This window comes from Acidobacteriota bacterium (genome assembly GCA_016716715.1).
Lineage (GTDB): Bacteria > Acidobacteriota > Thermoanaerobaculia > UBA5066 > UBA5066 > Fen-183.
Map to the genome: position 1 here is coordinate 24922 of JADJVE010000009.1, position 15278 is coordinate 40199.

Here is a 15278-nt window from a genome sequence, read left to right on the forward strand (position 1 = left end):
GACGAGCTTCTCGGCGCGAATCACTTCGGGGCGCTCTCGGCGGTCTTCACGCGCACGTCGGCGGGCTGGCCAGGGACGAGCGGCGCGTTCCAGCCCGCGTCGAGGTCCACCTTCGCGGCGTAGACCGTGTTCACGCGCTCGCGGGGGGTGTCGACCGGCTTCGGCGTGAACTCGGCGTCCGGCGAGATCTCCGTGACCTTCGCCGGGAACGTCCGCCCCTTGAACGCGTCGACGCTGACCTCGGCGGGACTCCCGATGCGCACGCGGCCGAGCTGCGTCTCGGGGATGTACGTGCGCACGTAGAGGCGGTCGAGGAACGCCATCGTCACGGCGGGCTGGCCGGCTCCGAGGAGGAGGCCCGGCTCGGCCATGCGGTGGAGGATGACGCCGTCGGCCGGCGCGCGGATCTCTGCTTCCCGGGCGACGGACTCGGCCTGCTTGAGCACGGTCTGCGCGCGGCCGACGTCCGCGCGCGCCTGCTCGGTCTGGTAGCGACGGAAGCCTTCGCGGGCCAGACGGAGTCGCTCCTCGCTCATCTTCAGGTTCGCGGCTGCGCGATCGACGTTTGTACGTGCAACGTCCACGTCGCGAGGAGTTCCGACTTTCTTAGAAAGTAATATCTGCTGGCGCTCGAGCTCCGGCTTCGCAAGGTCGACTGCGGCGCGGCGATCTGCCACCTCCTGCTCGGCTCCCTTGATCTCGGCCGCACGACTTCCGACTTTCAGGTCGTTGAAGCGCGCCTGGCTGGATTCGACCCCTCGCCGGTCCCGCTCGGGCGCCAGCGCCGTTTCCCCGAGGTCGAGACTCGCGATGAGGTCGCCTGCCTTCACGCGGTCACCCTCCTTCACCTTCACCTCGACGACGCGGCCCGCGACTTTCGGCGCGAGGTCGACCATGGGCGCCTCGAGCCGGCCGCTCAGGACGACGACGTTCGGATCGCCGCCGTTCCGGCAGGCGGAGACCAGGAACGCGACGACGAGGACCGCGACCCGGGGCGCGACGCGCCTCAGGCGCTTCGCGAGCCGCCCGGCGGCCTGCTGGGCGTCGTCGAAGAGCGAGTAGGCGACCGGCGTCGCGAGGAGCGTGAGGAGGAGGGCGAGCGTCTGGCCGCCCGCGATCACGGAGCCGATCGCGCGGTTCGTTCCGGCGCCGGGGCCCGACGAGACGAGGAGCGGCAGCATTCCCGCGACGAACGCCATCGTCGTCATCAGGATCGGGCGGAGGCGCTCGCGGCATGCGAGGACGACGGCGGCGTCGCGCTCCATCCCGCGCTCGCGCAGCTGGTTCGCGAATTCGACCTGGAGGATCCCGTTCTTCTTGACGACGCCGAAGAGGACGAGGATGCCGAGAGACGTGAAGATGTTGACGCTCTGCCCGAAGATGAGGATCGAAAGCAGCGCGAACGGGACGGTGAGTGGAAGGGCGAGGAGGATCGTCACGGGGTGGAGCCAGCTCTCGAACTGCGCCGCGAGGATGAGGTACATGAAGACTCCCGAGAGTGCGAACGCGAGCAGGAAGTTCTGCGCGGACCGGCCCTGCTCCTTCGAGCGCCCGACGAACCGGTAGGTGTAGGACGCGTCGAGATTGAGCGCCTTCGTTTCCTTCGTGAGGAGGTCGAGGGCGGTCTGCGAGGAGGATCCGGGCGTCATGTTCGCGAGGATCGTGACCTGCCGGCGCCGGTTCAGGCGGCGGATCTCCGACGGGCCGACGCCCCGGCGGAAGGACGTGACGTCCTCGAGCGGGACGGCGCCGAGACGGTAGGACGGGACGTTGAAGCGCTTGAGGCTCGCCTCGTCGGCGCGATCCTCCGGACGCGCGCGGAGATAGACGTCGTACTGCTCGCCGCCGTCGTCGAACGCCGAGACCTTCTCGCCGCCGACGAGGACGCGCAGCGTGTCGGCGACGTCCGCCACGGAGACGCCGAGGTCCGACGCCTTCGAGCGCGCGACCGTGACGCCGAGCTCGGGCTTGCCGAAGATCAGCGACGAATCGACGTCTACGATGCCGGGCACGGTTCGGAGCTTCGCCATGAGCGTGTCGGAGATTTTCGCGAGCTGGTCGAGGTCCGGGCCGTTGATGACGTACATGATCTCGGCGTTCTTCTGGCCGCTGGAGAACGCGTTGACGTAGGAGACGTCCGTCCGGAGCTTCGCGTCCGCGTAGCGGGGCAGGATCTCCTTTCGGACGCGGGCCATGACGTCCGTCTGCGAGTCTTTCCGCTTCCGGGCGTCGACGAGCTTCGCGTAGACGCTCGCGACGTTCGGAGTCTTCGCGTCGTCTGCGCCGACGGTCAGGAGCGCGTACTCGACTCCGGGGAGGGTCTTGACGTCCCTGCTGATCCGGTTTCCGATGAGGGCGGTCGCCTCGAGCGACGTCCCTTCCGGCGCCCGAAAGTTCACCTCGAACTGCGACTCGTCGTCGTAGGGGAGGAAGTTCTTCGGGACGAGCTTGAAGAGGATCGGGACCGTGAGGAGGACGAGGACGCAGATCAGGACGACGGCCCAGCGATGGCCGATCGACCAGTTCAGCATCGCCGTGTACGTCCGGTCGATGACCGCGTAGAAGCCGCGGGACTTGGACGCTTCCTTCTTCTCCTCTTTCCTCTTCAGGAAGCGCGCCGAGAGCATCGGCGTCAGGGAGAAGGAGACGAGGAGCGAGACGAGGATCGCGAACGCCATCGTGAGACCGAAGGAGTTCATGAACCGGCCGACGATGCCTCCCATGAAGGCGACGGGCAGGAAGACGGCCACGAGCGAGAGCGTCGTCGCGAGAACCGCGAGGCCGATCTCCTTCGTCGCGTCGATCGCCGCCTGGAACGGCATGACCTTCTTCTCCTCGATGAACCGGAAAATGTTCTCGAGGACGACGATGGCGTCGTCGATGACGATGCCGACGGCGAGCGTGAGCGCGAGGAGCGTCAGGACGTTCAGCGTGAAGCCCATCGCGTACATGAGGGCGTACGTCGAGATGATGGACGCCGGGATCGCGACCGCCGCGATGAGCGTGGAGCGGATATTGCCGAGAAAGAGGAGGACGACCATGGCCGCGAGGAAGCCGCCGAGGAGGAGGTGCTCCTGCACGGTGTCGACGGCAGCCTTGATGAATTGGGACTGGTCGCGGACGATTTCCGTCGAGTATCCCGGCGGGAGCTGCGGCGCGATCTCCGCGAGGCGCCCCTTGAGCGCGTCGATGACGGCGATCGTGTTCGTGCCGGACTGCTTGCGCACGGAGAGGACGACGGTCGGAACACCGTCCTTAGAGGCCGCGCGCTCGGCGTCCTCCTCGCTGTCCTCGACCTTCGCGACGTCGCCGACGCGCACGGGGAGCCCGTTGCGCTGCGTGATGAAGATCTGCTCGAACTCCTTCGCGTTCGCGACGCGTCCGTAGACGCGGACCGTCGCCTCGTTCGAGCCGGCCTTCAGGGTGCCGCCCGGGATCTTGACGTTCTGTGTCTGGAGGGCGCGCCGCACGTCCACGGCCGAGAGCCCGTAGGCCTTCATGCGCTCCGTGTCGAGGCGCACGTTGATGCGGCGGGAGCGGCCGCCGAGAATCGTGACCTGGCCGACGCCGTTCACGGATTCGATCTGCCGGCGGAGAACCTTGTCCGCGTACTCCGTGGTTTCACGAAGCGTTCTCTTGCCCGAGAGCGCGACCGAGAGAATCGGCGTCGCGTCCGGGTCGAGCTTCTCGACGACGGGCTGGTCGATGTCGCGCGGCAGCTCCGCGAGGACGCGGTTGACCTTGTCGCGCACCTCCTGCGCGCCGACGTCGGCGTTCTTTTCGAGGATGAACGTCACAAAGACCTGCGAGATGCCCTCGGCCGACACGGACTGCAGGTCGTCGATGCCCGCGATCGTGTTGATGGACTCCTCGATCTTGTCCGTGACCTCGGTCTCGACCTCCTCCGGCGCGGCGCCCGGGAGCCGCGTGATGACGGCCACGGTCGGGAAGTCGATGCGCGGGTACCGGTCGACGCCGAGCCGGGAGTACCCGACCCCGCCGACGACGACGAGGGCGATGATGAGGACCGACGCGAAGACGGGGCGGCGAACGCAGAGGCGCGCGAGTGCCTGCACGGCGATGCCTCAGCGGGCCGCGGCGTGGGCGACTTCGAGTCCGTCCACGAGCCTGCGGTCGGGGTTCACGACGACGCGCTCGCCGGCCACGACGCCGGTGCGGATCTCGACGGAGTCGCCGTAGCGGTCGCCGAGCGCGACGATCCGCTCGATCACGCGGTCCTTGCCGAGGACGAACACGTGCGACACGCCCGAGTCCGTCACGACGGCCGCGGACGGGACGAGGAGCGTCGGTTCCCTTTTCGGGAGCTCGACGCGGGCGGTCACGAAGAGGCCGGGTTTCAGGAGGCGCTCGGGATTCGGCACGACCGCCTCGACGACGAGCGTGCGCGCCTCGCTGCGGAGCGACGGGCCGATGTAACGGACGATGCCCTCGAACGCCCGGTCCGGGAAGGACTGGACGTTCAGCCTGGCTTTCTGGCCGACCTTGATCGCGGGCGTCGCGATCTCGGGAATCGCGAGCTCGGCGCGGAGCGGGTCGATCTTCACGAGACCGCAGATCGCCTGGCCGCGGCGCACGAACGCTCCGGCGGAGATCTTCTTCTCGGTCACGACGCCGGAGAACGGCGCGCGGATCGTGCAGTCCGAATAGCCCTTCTCGGCGAGCGCGAGCGCCGCCTTCGCGAGATCGAGGTCGGTGCCCTTGCGCTGGTCCTCGGCTTTCGCCACGACCTGCTTCTTGCGCAGCTCGGCGTAGCGCTCCACTTCGGACGTCGTCCACGCGACGTTCGCGCGGGCCTGGTCGAGCTGGGCCTTCGCCTCGCGCTCGTCGAGCGTCGCGAGGACGGCGCCCTTCTCGACGTAGGTGCCGCGTTCCACGCGAAGGCTCGCGACGTTTCCGTCCCGCTCGGAGGCGACGTCGGCGGACTCGTCGGCCGCGAGCGCGCCCGTGACCTCGAGGATGCGCGGCAGGACGCGGTTCTCGACGGGCGCCGCCACCGCGGCGATCGGGGGCGGAGCCGTGGACGCGGCGGCCTTCGACGCCGCGTTCGGCCGCGAGCAGGCCGCGAGGAGGAGCGTTCCGCACAGGAGGAGAGCGGCGTTCTTCGGGTTCATGAGGTCAGCGTCCTTCCGCGGCCCTGAGGGCCGGTGCGTCGCCCGCGATCTCGATCCGCCGCTCGTCGAGGAGCGTGCCGGCGGCGCGTGCGTAGTCGGTCAGGGCCTTGCGGTAGTCGGTCAGCGCCGCGATCTCCGTGAGGACCGCGGTCGCGAGTTCGTTCTGGCGGGTCAGGACGAAGAAGTTCGTCGAGAGGCCGACGTTGTAGCGCTCCTTCTCGGCGGCGAGCTGCGTCTCGGCGGCCGAGCGTCCGGCCTTCGCGGCGTCGATGCGCTGCGCGGCGGTGTCGAGCGTCAGGATCGCGTTCCGGACCTCCACGGCGACGCGCTGCCTCTGCCGCCCGAGGAGGATCTCGGCCTGGCTCTTCTGAGCCTTCGCGATCGCGGCGTCGCCCTGCGCCGTGCGGTTGAACACGGGCACCGTGAGCGCGAGGCCGATCGAGGCGTCGGGAAAGCGGCCCTCGCCGATCGTGCCGAGCGAGCGGCCGAAGCCGCCTTCGAGCGCGTCGGGCACGACGACGGGCTGGCCCGTGAACCCGATCGCGGGGGCGTTCGGGTTCAGCGTGCCCGCGAGCCCGCGCCGGGCGTAGCCCGCGACGAGGTCGAGCTGGGGCTTGAGGCGGTCGTTGAAGAATCCGACGTCGACGTCGCGCTGCGCGACGCGCGCGCGCGCCTCCGCGACCTCGGGGCGCTTCTCGTCGGCCACCTTGAGGGCGGTCGCGAGGTCGAACCGGACGACGGGAATCTCCGGCTTGTCGACGGGGTCGAGCGTCTGGTTCCAGAGCGCGTCGGATTCGTCGTTGAGGATCAGCAGCTTGAGGAGGAGCTCGGCGCGCCGCATGTTCTCCTGCGACGCGTAGAGGTCTCCGCGGCGGCGCTCGTACTCGGCGATCGGCTGCGCGATGTCGGACTCGGGCAGCGTCCCGACGTCGATTCTCGATTTCGTGTCTTCGCGCTGCTCGGCGGCGAGCCGCATGCTCGCCTCGCGGACGAGAACGTCGCGGCGTGCGGAAACGAGGTTCCAATACGCGCGCTCCACGGCCGCGACGACGTCCGAAACGGTCGACCGGAGGGAGGCCGTGCCGGCTTCCTTGCCGAGGGACGCGATCCGGATCGCGCGCCGTGCCGGGTCGATCGAGAGGTTCTGCAGGAGCGGCTGCCGGAGGTCGATTCCGAGGGAAGTCGAATACGCGGGCGAGAGGAGCGCGAAGAAGTTGTTCGAGAGGTCGCGCGACCCGTAGGCGGACACGCTGACGGTGCCGCCCGTCGGGAGCAGCGCGCCGATGCCGGCCGAGCCCGCGACGCCTTCGGCGGACGGCACGATCTCGCCGTAGGGCGCGCCCGAGAGGAGCGAGTTCGCGGGGTCCGTGTGGTTGCGGTAGCGGGCGTCGAGCCGGAACGTCGGGTCGTACGAGCCGTCGGCCCTGAGGAGAGAGGCATCCGCGATGCGGAACGACTCGCGCTCGAGGGCGATCTCGTTGTTGCGCGCGAGGGCGCGCACGGTCGCGTCGGTCAGCGTGAGAGGGACGCCCGCCGGCGCCGCGGACGGCGGCGCGGGGGCGGTCTGGGCCGCGAGCGTCGCCGTGCCGAGGAGCAGGGCGGCGAGAGCCGTACGGATCACGAGGGTCTCCTTTCTCCGGCGGACGGAGCGGGAACGGGCGGGTCCGGACGCAGGCTGGCCTTCTGGAGCCGCGGGTCGATCGCCTCGGAGAGGCGCGTGAACAGGTCGGATCTCGTGGCCGCGAGCGCCTCGCATTCGGCGCGCGTCAGCTCGAACCCGTGCTCGGCCAGCTGGCCGAGGGTTCCGAGGGGGTCCGCCTGGAAGCGGCGCCTGAGCTCCTCGTCCGTTGCGAGCTTCCCGAAAATCACCTCGACGCACTTTTGCGACATGGCGGCAGTATCTCCCGCACTGTCGCTTTACATACGCCGTGCCAGCCTCTTCGGGTTTGGTTCGAAGAGCACCCAAGATTCTCTTAGAAGGTAATTTAGACGGGGGAAAGGGCGGCGCGCAGCGAGTCGCGCCTGACCAGGCGGGCTGCTGAAAAATCGGCACATTGAGCCGGGCCCGTCGAATGAACTGCGGCTCGCCCCTCTTAACCTTCTAAGAAGTATCTTCCCCGGGTCTTCGTCTTCAGCTCCCGGCGATCCGATCCATCTCCGTCGCGAGGCGGAAGTCGAGGTCGGTGACGCCGCCGGAGTCGTGCGTCTGCAGGGTCACCGTCACGCGGTTCCAGACGTTCGACCAGTCGGGATGGTGGTCGAGCTTTTCGGCGGCGAGCGCGGCTCGCGTCATGAATCCGAACGCTTCCGAGAATCCCGCGAATTTGAACGTGCGATGGAGCTTCCCGCCTTTGTGCGTCCACGCGGGATGCGCCTTCAGCCTGGCCTTGACGTCTTTTGCGCCGAGAAGGGGAGGTCTTGACATGGATTGATTCTGGATCATCCCGGATGCTCTCAAGGACCTTTATCATCGGCGGTTCGGAGGCCCCATGAAAGTCTTGAAAGCCCTCGCGTTGACCGCACTCCTCGCCGCCGGCGCCGGCCTCGTCTGGTTCGCCGGAACTGCGGCCTGGGCGGCGCGGCGCGAGTCGCAGGCGCTCGGCGCGTGGAAGGCGCTGGGCTTCACGCTGAACGAGGCGGCGCCGTTCCCGAAGAAGGAAACGAACGCCGCGGCCCTCGCGCTCGAGAAGGCCGCCGAGCCGCTCGGGATCCACCTCAAGCCCGGCGGCGGGCCGGCGGAGGTCGAGCCGGAGCCGGTGGGAATGGTCCGGGAAGAGAAGTCGGAGTGGGGCCGCACGCGCGGCGCCCTCACGAAATGGGCGACGAACGAGGCGGAGCGCCCCGAGGCGAACGTCCAGGCGCCTCCGCCCGAAGTGGCGGCCTGGCTGACGGGCCACGCCGCCGAGCTCGGCGCCATCGAGAACACGCTCGTCGCCGGCCCCGCACCCGAGTGGGCCGCGGATTCCAGCCTCCTCTTCGCCGCGCCCGTGCCGGCATGTCCGGGCACCTCCAGCTCCACATCGTGCTTCTCGGGCGCGCCCTCGCGCGCGCCGGCGGCGATGCGGCGGGCGCGGAGCGCAGCCTCCTGGCTTCGTGGAACTTCGCGGCGCCCCAGCGCCTGCGCGCCGACGTGCCGAGCCGTTCGATCGCGGCTCTCGCGACGCATCTCGAGCTCGGCGTCCTGCGCAAGCTGGCCGTGAATCCCGAGCCCTGGCGAGCGCGGATCGCCGCCTGGGATCCGCGCGACTCCGTCAAGCGCACCTGGGCGAGCGAGGCGTGGACGACGTGGAAGGCCGGAAAGCAGGCGCCGGGCCCGACCCGGAGCTCGTTCGCGCGGTTCGTCGCGCGCCCCGGGCAGCGTCTCGAGGCGGCCGCGTTCCTCGACGGCTGGCGCTCCATGACCGAAGCGGGCGCCAAGAGCCCCGTCTCGGACGGCGACGGCAAGGAGCTCGCGGCCGCGTTCCGCACGGGCATGGGCCGCTGGGCGGACGCCGCGCCGGCGGTCCCGAACCTCGCGAGCGCGTGGAAGCGCGCCGACCGGCTCGTCCTCGAAGCCGAGCTCACGAACAAGGTCTTCGACATCCGCGCGGCGCGCGCCGCCTCCGGCGCGTGGCCGGCGGCGATGAAGGACATCGAGGCGTCGAAGGCGAAGGACGTCGCGTGGGTGTACGCGGTCACGCCCGAGGGCCGCGCGTCGATCGTGACGAAGCGCTCGCTGACGTGGCCCGACCGCGCGTCCTCGCCGATGGGGTGGGTCTCCGAGCCGCCAGCGGCGCAGAAGGCGCCGGCGGCCAAGCGCAAGTAGGCCGCCCGCCGCCCTGATTTGATTCCGAAGGATCATGGCGGCGGAACTGATTCCGCCCCAACCTGGTCTCAGGAATGACGAGGCCAGGAAGATGAAATGTCCCTGGAGAATCTGGGTCGTTCTCGGAGGGCTCTTCCTCGTGACGCGCTTCAACCTGCGCGCCACTTCGGTGATCTACGAAGCGCCCCCGTGCGGCGACAAGACCGAAAGCCTCTGCCGGGCACTCCGGAATTCCGATCCTGCCCGACGCATCACCGAAACCCGGACTGTGTTGAACGAGGCCTTCAAGAGCGAGGACCCGGCGGTCCTTCCGGTCGTTGCGTACGCGATCGAGAAGCTGAAATACCGCATCGACCTCCGCCCCTTCGCCGACCTCTTGAGCGCGGATTGCGAAAAAAAAGCGCCTCGGTGCCTGTGGCAGCCGGTGGACGCCGACTGGGCGCTCCTGCACAACGGGAGGCGCGCCGAACGCCTCGACGCTCTCGAGCGTGCGATTCGAGACGGCGTCGTGAAGATGGGCGCCGGTACGACCGTGCAGCGGAAGTGGGCCGTGAAGATGGCTGCGGAGCAGGGCCTCGAGGAACTGCGCCCTCTCGCCGAAGAGTACCTGCGACACTCACCGAACCGCGCATCCGGAAGCTCGAGCTCACGAACGTCGCGGCGCTCTTCGAGCTGTGCGCCGGCTGGCGTCGCGCCAGGCGCGCGATGGGCGGCCCGGCGGATTCATGCGATGCGCCCCGAGGATTTCGAGAGGCGGATGGCCGAGGACGAGGGATTCCGGGGAGCCGCCCTCGACATGGCGGCGAAGGTGTGTGCCTCCGACCCGCTCCTGGAAGGTGTGGCGCCGGAATGCGCGCTCGTCGCCGAGGTCGCAAGCCGACACCCGAAGGCGCCCCTGCCCTCGGGGGTGATCTCCACGGGCGACGAGTGCTGGCTCGGACGGGATGCCGACTGGCACGACAGGTTTTGGTGCGCGTCGCGCCCTCGGGCCGGGAGCTTTCGGCGGCCGCCGCCCGCCTTCGAGCCCTTGGGTGAGGCGTCCGCTCCGAGAAGAGGAGACTTCCGAAGCGCGCGGCTGAACCCCTGCAGCATCCCGGAGCTTCCCGAGCGGCGGGGAAACGCTTTCGTGGGCGATGTCTGGGTCACGCTCACCGATCTCTCGGCGATTCCTCCCCGCGTCGTCGACCCTTCCGTCGGCATCGTCGGCCATCGGGCGGGGGAGAGCGTTCGGGTCGGCGTCGAGGTGACGGACCGGGGCGGCATACAGAAGTCACGCCCCTCCTCGTCGCGATTCGGATCGAGGGCGACGGGGCCGGCAGCCTCGCGCCGGCGGAGACGAAATCGGCCTGCACGTCCATGCTCCTTCCCTTCAGCGACCCGGAGAAGGCGGGCTTCCGACTGCCGGCGCGCCGCGACTTCGTCGTCGCGCTGGGAGGGCGGGCCACGGCCGCCGGCCTTGCGCCCGGGGCGACCGACGGCGCGCGCGCCGTTCCCTGGTGGCGGGAGAACGGCCGTCTTCACGTGAGTGTGAATTCGGTCGACGGTGACCTGGGCCTCGTCATCCCGTATCTCGACGAGACGTTCTCACTGCGTCCAGAGGCGAGCCCGGAAACCGCCCTGGCGGCGTTTCGCCGGCTGGAGACCGACTTCTCCGGGAAGGACCGCGGCGCAATCCTCGACGGCAACATGGAGGAGAAGCAGGTCGTCGTCCATGGACCGCTCCGGCAATTCCTCGTCTTCAGCCAGCAGGATGCAAAGGAAGACCGGATCGACGTGGTGTGCCGATCGGTGACCGAGGGCTCCCCGATGGGCCGGGCGAACGTCACGGCTCGCCGGATCGGCGATTCCCACGTTTTTATCGGCGCGTTCACGCTGTTCCCGGACGGACATCCAGAACCGGACACGCCTCCTGGCCGAAGCATCACCGCTCCCATCCTGAAGATCACTGTCGGAGAGTCGGACACTTCGTGCCGCACCGAGGAGAGTCCTTAGGCTCTGCGGGTCGCATTCGCCTCTAGAATCGTCTCCGTGCGGATCGCCGTCGCCATGTCGGGAGGAGTCGACTCCTCCGTCGCCGCGCTTCTCCTGAAGCGCGAGGGGGCGGAGCTCGTCGGCCTCTCGATGCACCTCTGGGACCACGACCGCGACGGCACGGGCTCGGCGGCGGGCCGGTGCTGCACGCTGGACGACCTCACCGTCGCGCGGCGCGCCGCGGACACGATCGGGATCCCGCACTACGTCCTCGACCTCACGGAGCGTTTCGAGGAGGCCGTCGTGCGTCCCTTCGTGACGAGCTACCTCGAGGGCAGAACGCCGATCCCGTGCACGGCCTGCAACACCGAGGTGAAGTTCAAGACGCTGCTCGGACGCGCGGAAGCGCTCGGGTGCGACGCCGTGGCGACGGGCCACTACGCGCGTGTCGAGACGGATGCGGTGTCCGGAGAGAGTCGTCTCCTCAAGGCGAAGGACCTCGGCCGCGACCAGTCTTACTTCCTCTACGACCTCACGAGCGAGCAGCTCTCCCGCGTGCGCTTCCCGCTCGGGGAGCTCGAGAAGACGGCCGTGCGCGAGATCGCGCGAGAGGCGGGACTGCCGAACTGGGACAAACCGGACTCGCAGGAGATCTGTTTCGTTCCGAACGGCACGACGCCGGCGGACTTCATCCGGCGCGAGGCCCCGCGTCTCGGTCTGGACCTTCCGGCGATCGGGGGCGCGCGGGCAGGGGAAATTTTCTTAGAAGGTGGAGAGAGAGTTGGAGCGCACGAGGGAACGTTCGGCTACACGATCGGCCAGCGCCGGGGGCTGAAGATTTCTTCGAATGACCCTCTCTACGTTCTTTCGACCTCTCCCGAAAACTCACGCGTCGTCGTGGGGCCAGCCCCTTCTCTTCTTTCTAAGAAAATCTTCCTTGAGGCCGTGAGTGTGCGCATGGCTGGAGGCGCGAGGTCGCGCGTGCCCGTGCCCGTGCTGGCCCGCATCCGCTCGCGCCACCCCGAGCAGCCCGCCTCGCTGACGCTCGAGGAGGGCGGCCGCGGCCGGCTGGAGTTCGAGGAGCCGGTTCGCGCAGCCGCCCCCGGGCAGTCGGCGGTCTTCTACGACCCGGCCCGGCCCGACCTCGTGCTGGGCGGCGGAACGATTTCCCGGCCGGTTTCTCCCGCCTGATGCCGTTTTCGTTGGCGTTTTTGCTTTTTTTCACCCGGCCCTTGACTTGCGCGTAACTTACGCCTACATTGCGTCCGTGGTGAGGTGAGACATGGTCTCCGTGAAGCGGGCGATCGAAGTCGAGGAACAAGTCGGGATCCTCAGCGAGCTCATCGTCCCCGGGCTCGGGAACCGGCGCATTTTTCGGATCCTGCTCGCGAACGCGTGCCGATATTCCTGCGACGACTGCCCGGCGCGCGCCGAGCGCGACCTGCCGCGGCACGCGCTCGAGCCGGCGCGTCTCGCGCGCCTCTTCATGACCGCGTTCCGGCGCGGCTTGTGCGACGGCCTCTTCGTCACGAGCGGGATTCCGAAGGACGCCGTGCGGGCGATGGACCGGATGCTCGAGCTCGTCGAGCTCCTCCGCGTCACGCACGGCTACCGCGGCTACCTGCACGTCAAGGCGCTCTCCGGTGCGCTGCCGGGCCAGATCGAGAAGCTCGTGCGTCTCGTCGACCGCGTGTCGTACAGCCTCGAGGCTCCCTGCCGAAGCGCCCTCGACAGCCAGGTGCCGCCGTTCGTCGCCTCCTTTGGGAAAGACGCCGGGCGCGCGGCTGGCAGTTTGATGCCGAGGCGCAAACCGGTCGGTCCGGAGGTCCGGCAAGGATCGCTGTTTGCGCCGGCAAGCCAATCGGTATCAATGACCTACGGGTCTGCCCCCGGCGTGTTCCGCTGACGCCGAACCCGCTGAGACTCAGTCCAGTACCAGTTCCGCGACCTCGGAAGTGGTCACCCTGTGTGCTAGAATCAGAGTTTGCTTATGGCCAAGTCTGCCGCTGCCGCCGCCTCAATTCTCAAGGACGTTCGAGCCCTTCTGGAGGCCCGTGCCGACGAGAAAGAGGCCGCAAAAGAGGGCAAGGCCAACGGAAAGTCGAAGGGCGGCGCCCTTCAGCCGAGGAGCCCTCTCAAGGCGCTCGGCGTGAAGCCGTCGTTCGTGCGCTCGATCGCGCGTGAGATCCAGACCAGGAACAAGCCCGCGATGGACTACGGCGCCGCGGTCGCCCTGATGGACGCCGCCGTGAGCCGCAAGGTGCGCGAGGAAATCCTCGTGGCGCTCGACGTCCTCGAGCGCCACCGGAAGGACTTCGCGGCCGGTCTCTTCTCGCATGTCGAGAAGTGGAGCTCGGTCGCCGAGGATCTCGAGGTGGCCGAGGCGCTCGGCGCCCGCGTCGCCGCGCCCGCGCTCGCCCTCGAGCCCGCGAAGATCAACGTTCTGCGCAAGTGGGCGCGCCTCCGCAGCGTCGGGAAGCGCCGCCTCGCCGTTCTCGCCGCCGTCGGCCTCGTGAGCGACGGGCGCCGCGAGGCGCCGGCCGTTCTCGAGCTGGCCGAGCTTCTCCTGCACGAGGACCACCCGGCGATGGTTTCCGCCGTCGCGAGCCTGCTGCGCGAGACGACGAAGGTCGACGCGAAGGCCGTTCAGGACTTCCTGTTCCGCCGCTCCGTGGACGGCAACCCGGACATCCTCCGCGCCGGCTCCGAGAACCTCGACGCCGCGCGCCGCGCCGCGCTCATCGCGAAGCTCGAGGCCCAGGCCGCCCTCGTCTCCACGACCTGAGGTTTTCGGGTTCGCTGATTCAGCGCGACAGAAGAAGGCGCTCGGCGCTCTCGAGCTCCTGTCCCGTGAGCGGCTTCGCGAACGGGAGGCCGCGCCAGCGCGCCACGCGCTGGGGCATCGGGAGCCGGCCGATGAGCCGGATCTCGGACTCGAGCCGGTCGTGGGAACGCGCGTCCGCCTCGTCGAGGCGGCTCGCGAGGCGGCGCAACCCGACCTGCTGCTCTTCCGTGAAGTCCTTCACGAGGGTCCAGCGGTCCTCGAGCAGCGCGCGCTCCTCCTCGGGTCTGTTCTTGAACGACGCTTCGAGCGCGACGAGCCGGGCGCGTTCCTTCGCGCTCGCCCGTTGCCAGTCGAGGAAGCGTCCCGTGAGGCCGTCGGGCGTGTCCGGCGGGCGTGACGGAAAGCCTCCCGCGGGCACCGGCACCGGCGCACGCGGGCCGACCGGCTCCGGGAAGAACGCGTCGAGGCGCGCGAGCGTCTCGAACGTGTTCAGGAAGTCGAACTGATGGAGAGCCGCCGCCTGCGCCTTCTCCTCGTTCGTGAGAGGCGGGCGGTCGAGGTTGATGGGGGTCGAGCGCACCGCGACGATGTCGGGCGGGCGCTCGGACGGCGCGGGGCGTGTGCTCGGGGCGGCGGGGAGCTCGGGCGCCGGCTCGGCGGCGGGACCGTCGGCCGCCGGCGCGCGGCGGAGAGCGCGGGTCCCGAAGAAGGCGAGGATGAGCACCGCGGCCGCCGCGGCGAGGAGCGCCGCGGGCTGCGTCCACGGGTTCCGGGGCGGCGTCGCGAGCCTCTGGAGCAGCCGGGCGTCGAGGTCGGCCGGCGGCTCGGGGGCCGCGGCGGGTTTCAGGAGACGGTCGATCGCCGCGAAGTCGCGGGCGGAGGCGCGGCAGGCCGCGCACTCCTCGAGGTGCTCGACGACGGGTGCGTGACCGCCCTGCCCGGCGGATGCGGGATCGACGATGCGCTCGCGCAGCTCGTCGCAGGTCACGGCGCGTCTCCGAACGGCGGCGGCTCCGTCGTCGCCGCGTCGGGCGACGGATCGGCGCCGCCGACGCCGAGGTCGAGAAGGGGCCGAAGGGACGTGCGGAGCGTCTCGAGCGCGCGCACGAGGCGCCGGCGGACGTCGCCTTCGGACGTGCCGAGAGCGGCCGCGGCCGTGGCCAGCGGGAGCCGCGCGACGCGGGTGAGAAGAAAGGCGGCGCGCTCGGCCGGCTGGAGGGCCGCGAGCGCGGAGCGCTGCAGCGCGGTGCGCGCGGCGGCGGATTCGGCCAGGCGCGCGGGCGAGACGGAGACGGGCTGAACCTGGGGGAGTTCCTGCGCAACGCGCGCGGCGTGTTCCCAGAGCGTCGCGGGGAACGACGCGCCGGGCTCGAAGCGTCCGGCCGAGCGCACGAGGCGCTCGAACGTCTGGATCGTCGCCTCGGCCGCCGCGGACGGCTCGCGGAGGCGCTCGAAGGCGGCGTAGACCGGCTGCTTCCAGCGCGAGAGGATGCGCCTCAGCGCAGCGTCGTCCCCTGTCGCCACGAGGAGGAGGTCGCCCGGATCCGGCCCGTACGCGGCCGCGGAGTGCGCGGAGACGGCCACC

At 69.7% G+C, this 15278-nt stretch carries 12 protein-coding genes; 5 read left to right on the forward strand and 7 right to left on the reverse strand.

The genetic code is table 11. The features are described 5' to 3' along the window. Positions 1 to 20: 20 nt before the first annotated feature. The 5 genes from IPL89_14765 to IPL89_14785 all read right to left on the reverse strand — a co-directional run bounded on the left by IPL89_14765 (position 21) and on the right by IPL89_14785 (position 7557). Entirely contained in the window at positions 21 to 4076 is a 4056-nt protein-coding gene (locus IPL89_14765; GenBank protein ID MBK9064432.1) for an efflux RND transporter permease subunit, read from the reverse strand. Positions 4077 to 4085: 9 nt separating this feature from the next. Beyond that, positions 4086 to 5132 (reverse strand): efflux RND transporter periplasmic adaptor subunit, encoded by a 1047-nt coding sequence (locus IPL89_14770; protein ID MBK9064433.1) that lies wholly within the window; start codon positions 5130 to 5132, stop codon positions 4086 to 4088. A gap of 4 nt (positions 5133 to 5136) precedes the next feature. Next, positions 5137 to 6753 (reverse strand): TolC family protein, encoded by a 1617-nt coding sequence (locus IPL89_14775; protein MBK9064434.1) that lies wholly within the window; start codon positions 6751 to 6753, stop codon positions 5137 to 5139. Then, positions 6750 to 7022 (reverse strand): hypothetical protein, encoded by a 273-nt coding sequence (locus tag IPL89_14780; protein MBK9064435.1) that lies wholly within the window; start codon positions 7020 to 7022, stop codon positions 6750 to 6752. The genes IPL89_14775 and IPL89_14780 overlap by 4 nt, the downstream gene beginning before the upstream one ends. 241 nt (positions 7023 to 7263) lie before the next feature. Further along, positions 7264 to 7557, reverse strand: a complete 294-nt coding sequence (locus IPL89_14785) for a 4a-hydroxytetrahydrobiopterin dehydratase (protein ID MBK9064436.1) — start codon at positions 7555 to 7557, stop codon at positions 7264 to 7266. A gap of 597 nt (positions 7558 to 8154) precedes the next feature. Between IPL89_14785 and IPL89_14790 the strand changes: the two genes are divergently transcribed. The 5 genes from IPL89_14790 to IPL89_14810 all read left to right on the forward strand — a co-directional run bounded on the left by IPL89_14790 (position 8155) and on the right by IPL89_14810 (position 13693). Then, entirely contained in the window at positions 8155 to 8937 is a 783-nt protein-coding gene (locus IPL89_14790) for a hypothetical protein (GenBank protein ID MBK9064437.1), read from the forward strand. 1356 nt (positions 8938 to 10293) lie between these two features. After that, positions 10294 to 10929, forward strand: coding sequence for a hypothetical protein (locus IPL89_14795; protein MBK9064438.1), 636 nt, complete (start codon positions 10294 to 10296; stop codon positions 10927 to 10929). A gap of 54 nt (positions 10930 to 10983) precedes the next feature. Next, entirely contained in the window at positions 10984 to 12099 is a 1116-nt protein-coding gene (gene mnmA, locus IPL89_14800) for a tRNA 2-thiouridine(34) synthase MnmA (protein MBK9064439.1), read from the forward strand. 91 nt (positions 12100 to 12190) lie between these two features. Further along, on the forward strand, positions 12191 to 12814 hold the full coding sequence (locus IPL89_14805; GenBank protein ID MBK9064440.1) for a hypothetical protein: 624 nt from the start codon (positions 12191 to 12193) through the stop codon (positions 12812 to 12814). Positions 12815 to 12898: 84 nt separating this feature from the next. Beyond that, positions 12899 to 13693, forward strand: coding sequence for a DNA alkylation repair protein (locus tag IPL89_14810; protein ID MBK9064441.1), 795 nt, complete (start codon positions 12899 to 12901; stop codon positions 13691 to 13693). Positions 13694 to 13712: 19 nt separating this feature from the next. On the opposite strand, the gene IPL89_14815 is transcribed toward IPL89_14810, so the two are convergent. Next, complete coding sequence (locus IPL89_14815; protein MBK9064442.1) at positions 13713 to 14681, reverse strand: hypothetical protein; 969 nt, start codon at positions 14679 to 14681, stop codon at positions 13713 to 13715. Further along, complete coding sequence (locus IPL89_14820) at positions 14678 to 15277, reverse strand: sigma-70 family RNA polymerase sigma factor (GenBank protein MBK9064443.1); 600 nt, start codon at positions 15275 to 15277, stop codon at positions 14678 to 14680. The genes IPL89_14815 and IPL89_14820 overlap by 4 nt, the downstream gene beginning before the upstream one ends. Position 15278: the final 1 nt, after the last annotated feature.

Excerpts from the sequence above, each read along its gene's own strand:
- IPL89_14805 (MBK9064440.1), top strand. The coding sequence starts at position 12,191 with ATGGTCTCCGTGAAGCGGGCGATCGAAGTCGAGGAACAAGTCGGGATC.
- IPL89_14780 (MBK9064435.1), bottom strand. The coding sequence starts at position 7,022 with ATGTCGCAAAAGTGCGTCGAGGTGATTTTCGGGAAGCTCGCAACGGAC.
- IPL89_14770 (MBK9064433.1), bottom strand. The coding sequence starts at position 5,132 with ATGAACCCGAAGAACGCCGCTCTCCTCCTGTGCGGAACGCTCCTCCTC.
- IPL89_14795 (MBK9064438.1), top strand. The coding sequence starts at position 10,294 with ATGCTCCTTCCCTTCAGCGACCCGGAGAAGGCGGGCTTCCGACTGCCG.
- IPL89_14810 (MBK9064441.1), top strand. The coding sequence starts at position 12,899 with ATGGCCAAGTCTGCCGCTGCCGCCGCCTCAATTCTCAAGGACGTTCGA.
- IPL89_14785 (MBK9064436.1), bottom strand. The coding sequence starts at position 7,557 with ATGTCAAGACCTCCCCTTCTCGGCGCAAAAGACGTCAAGGCCAGGCTG.
- mnmA (MBK9064439.1), top strand. The coding sequence starts at position 10,984 with ATGTCGGGAGGAGTCGACTCCTCCGTCGCCGCGCTTCTCCTGAAGCGC.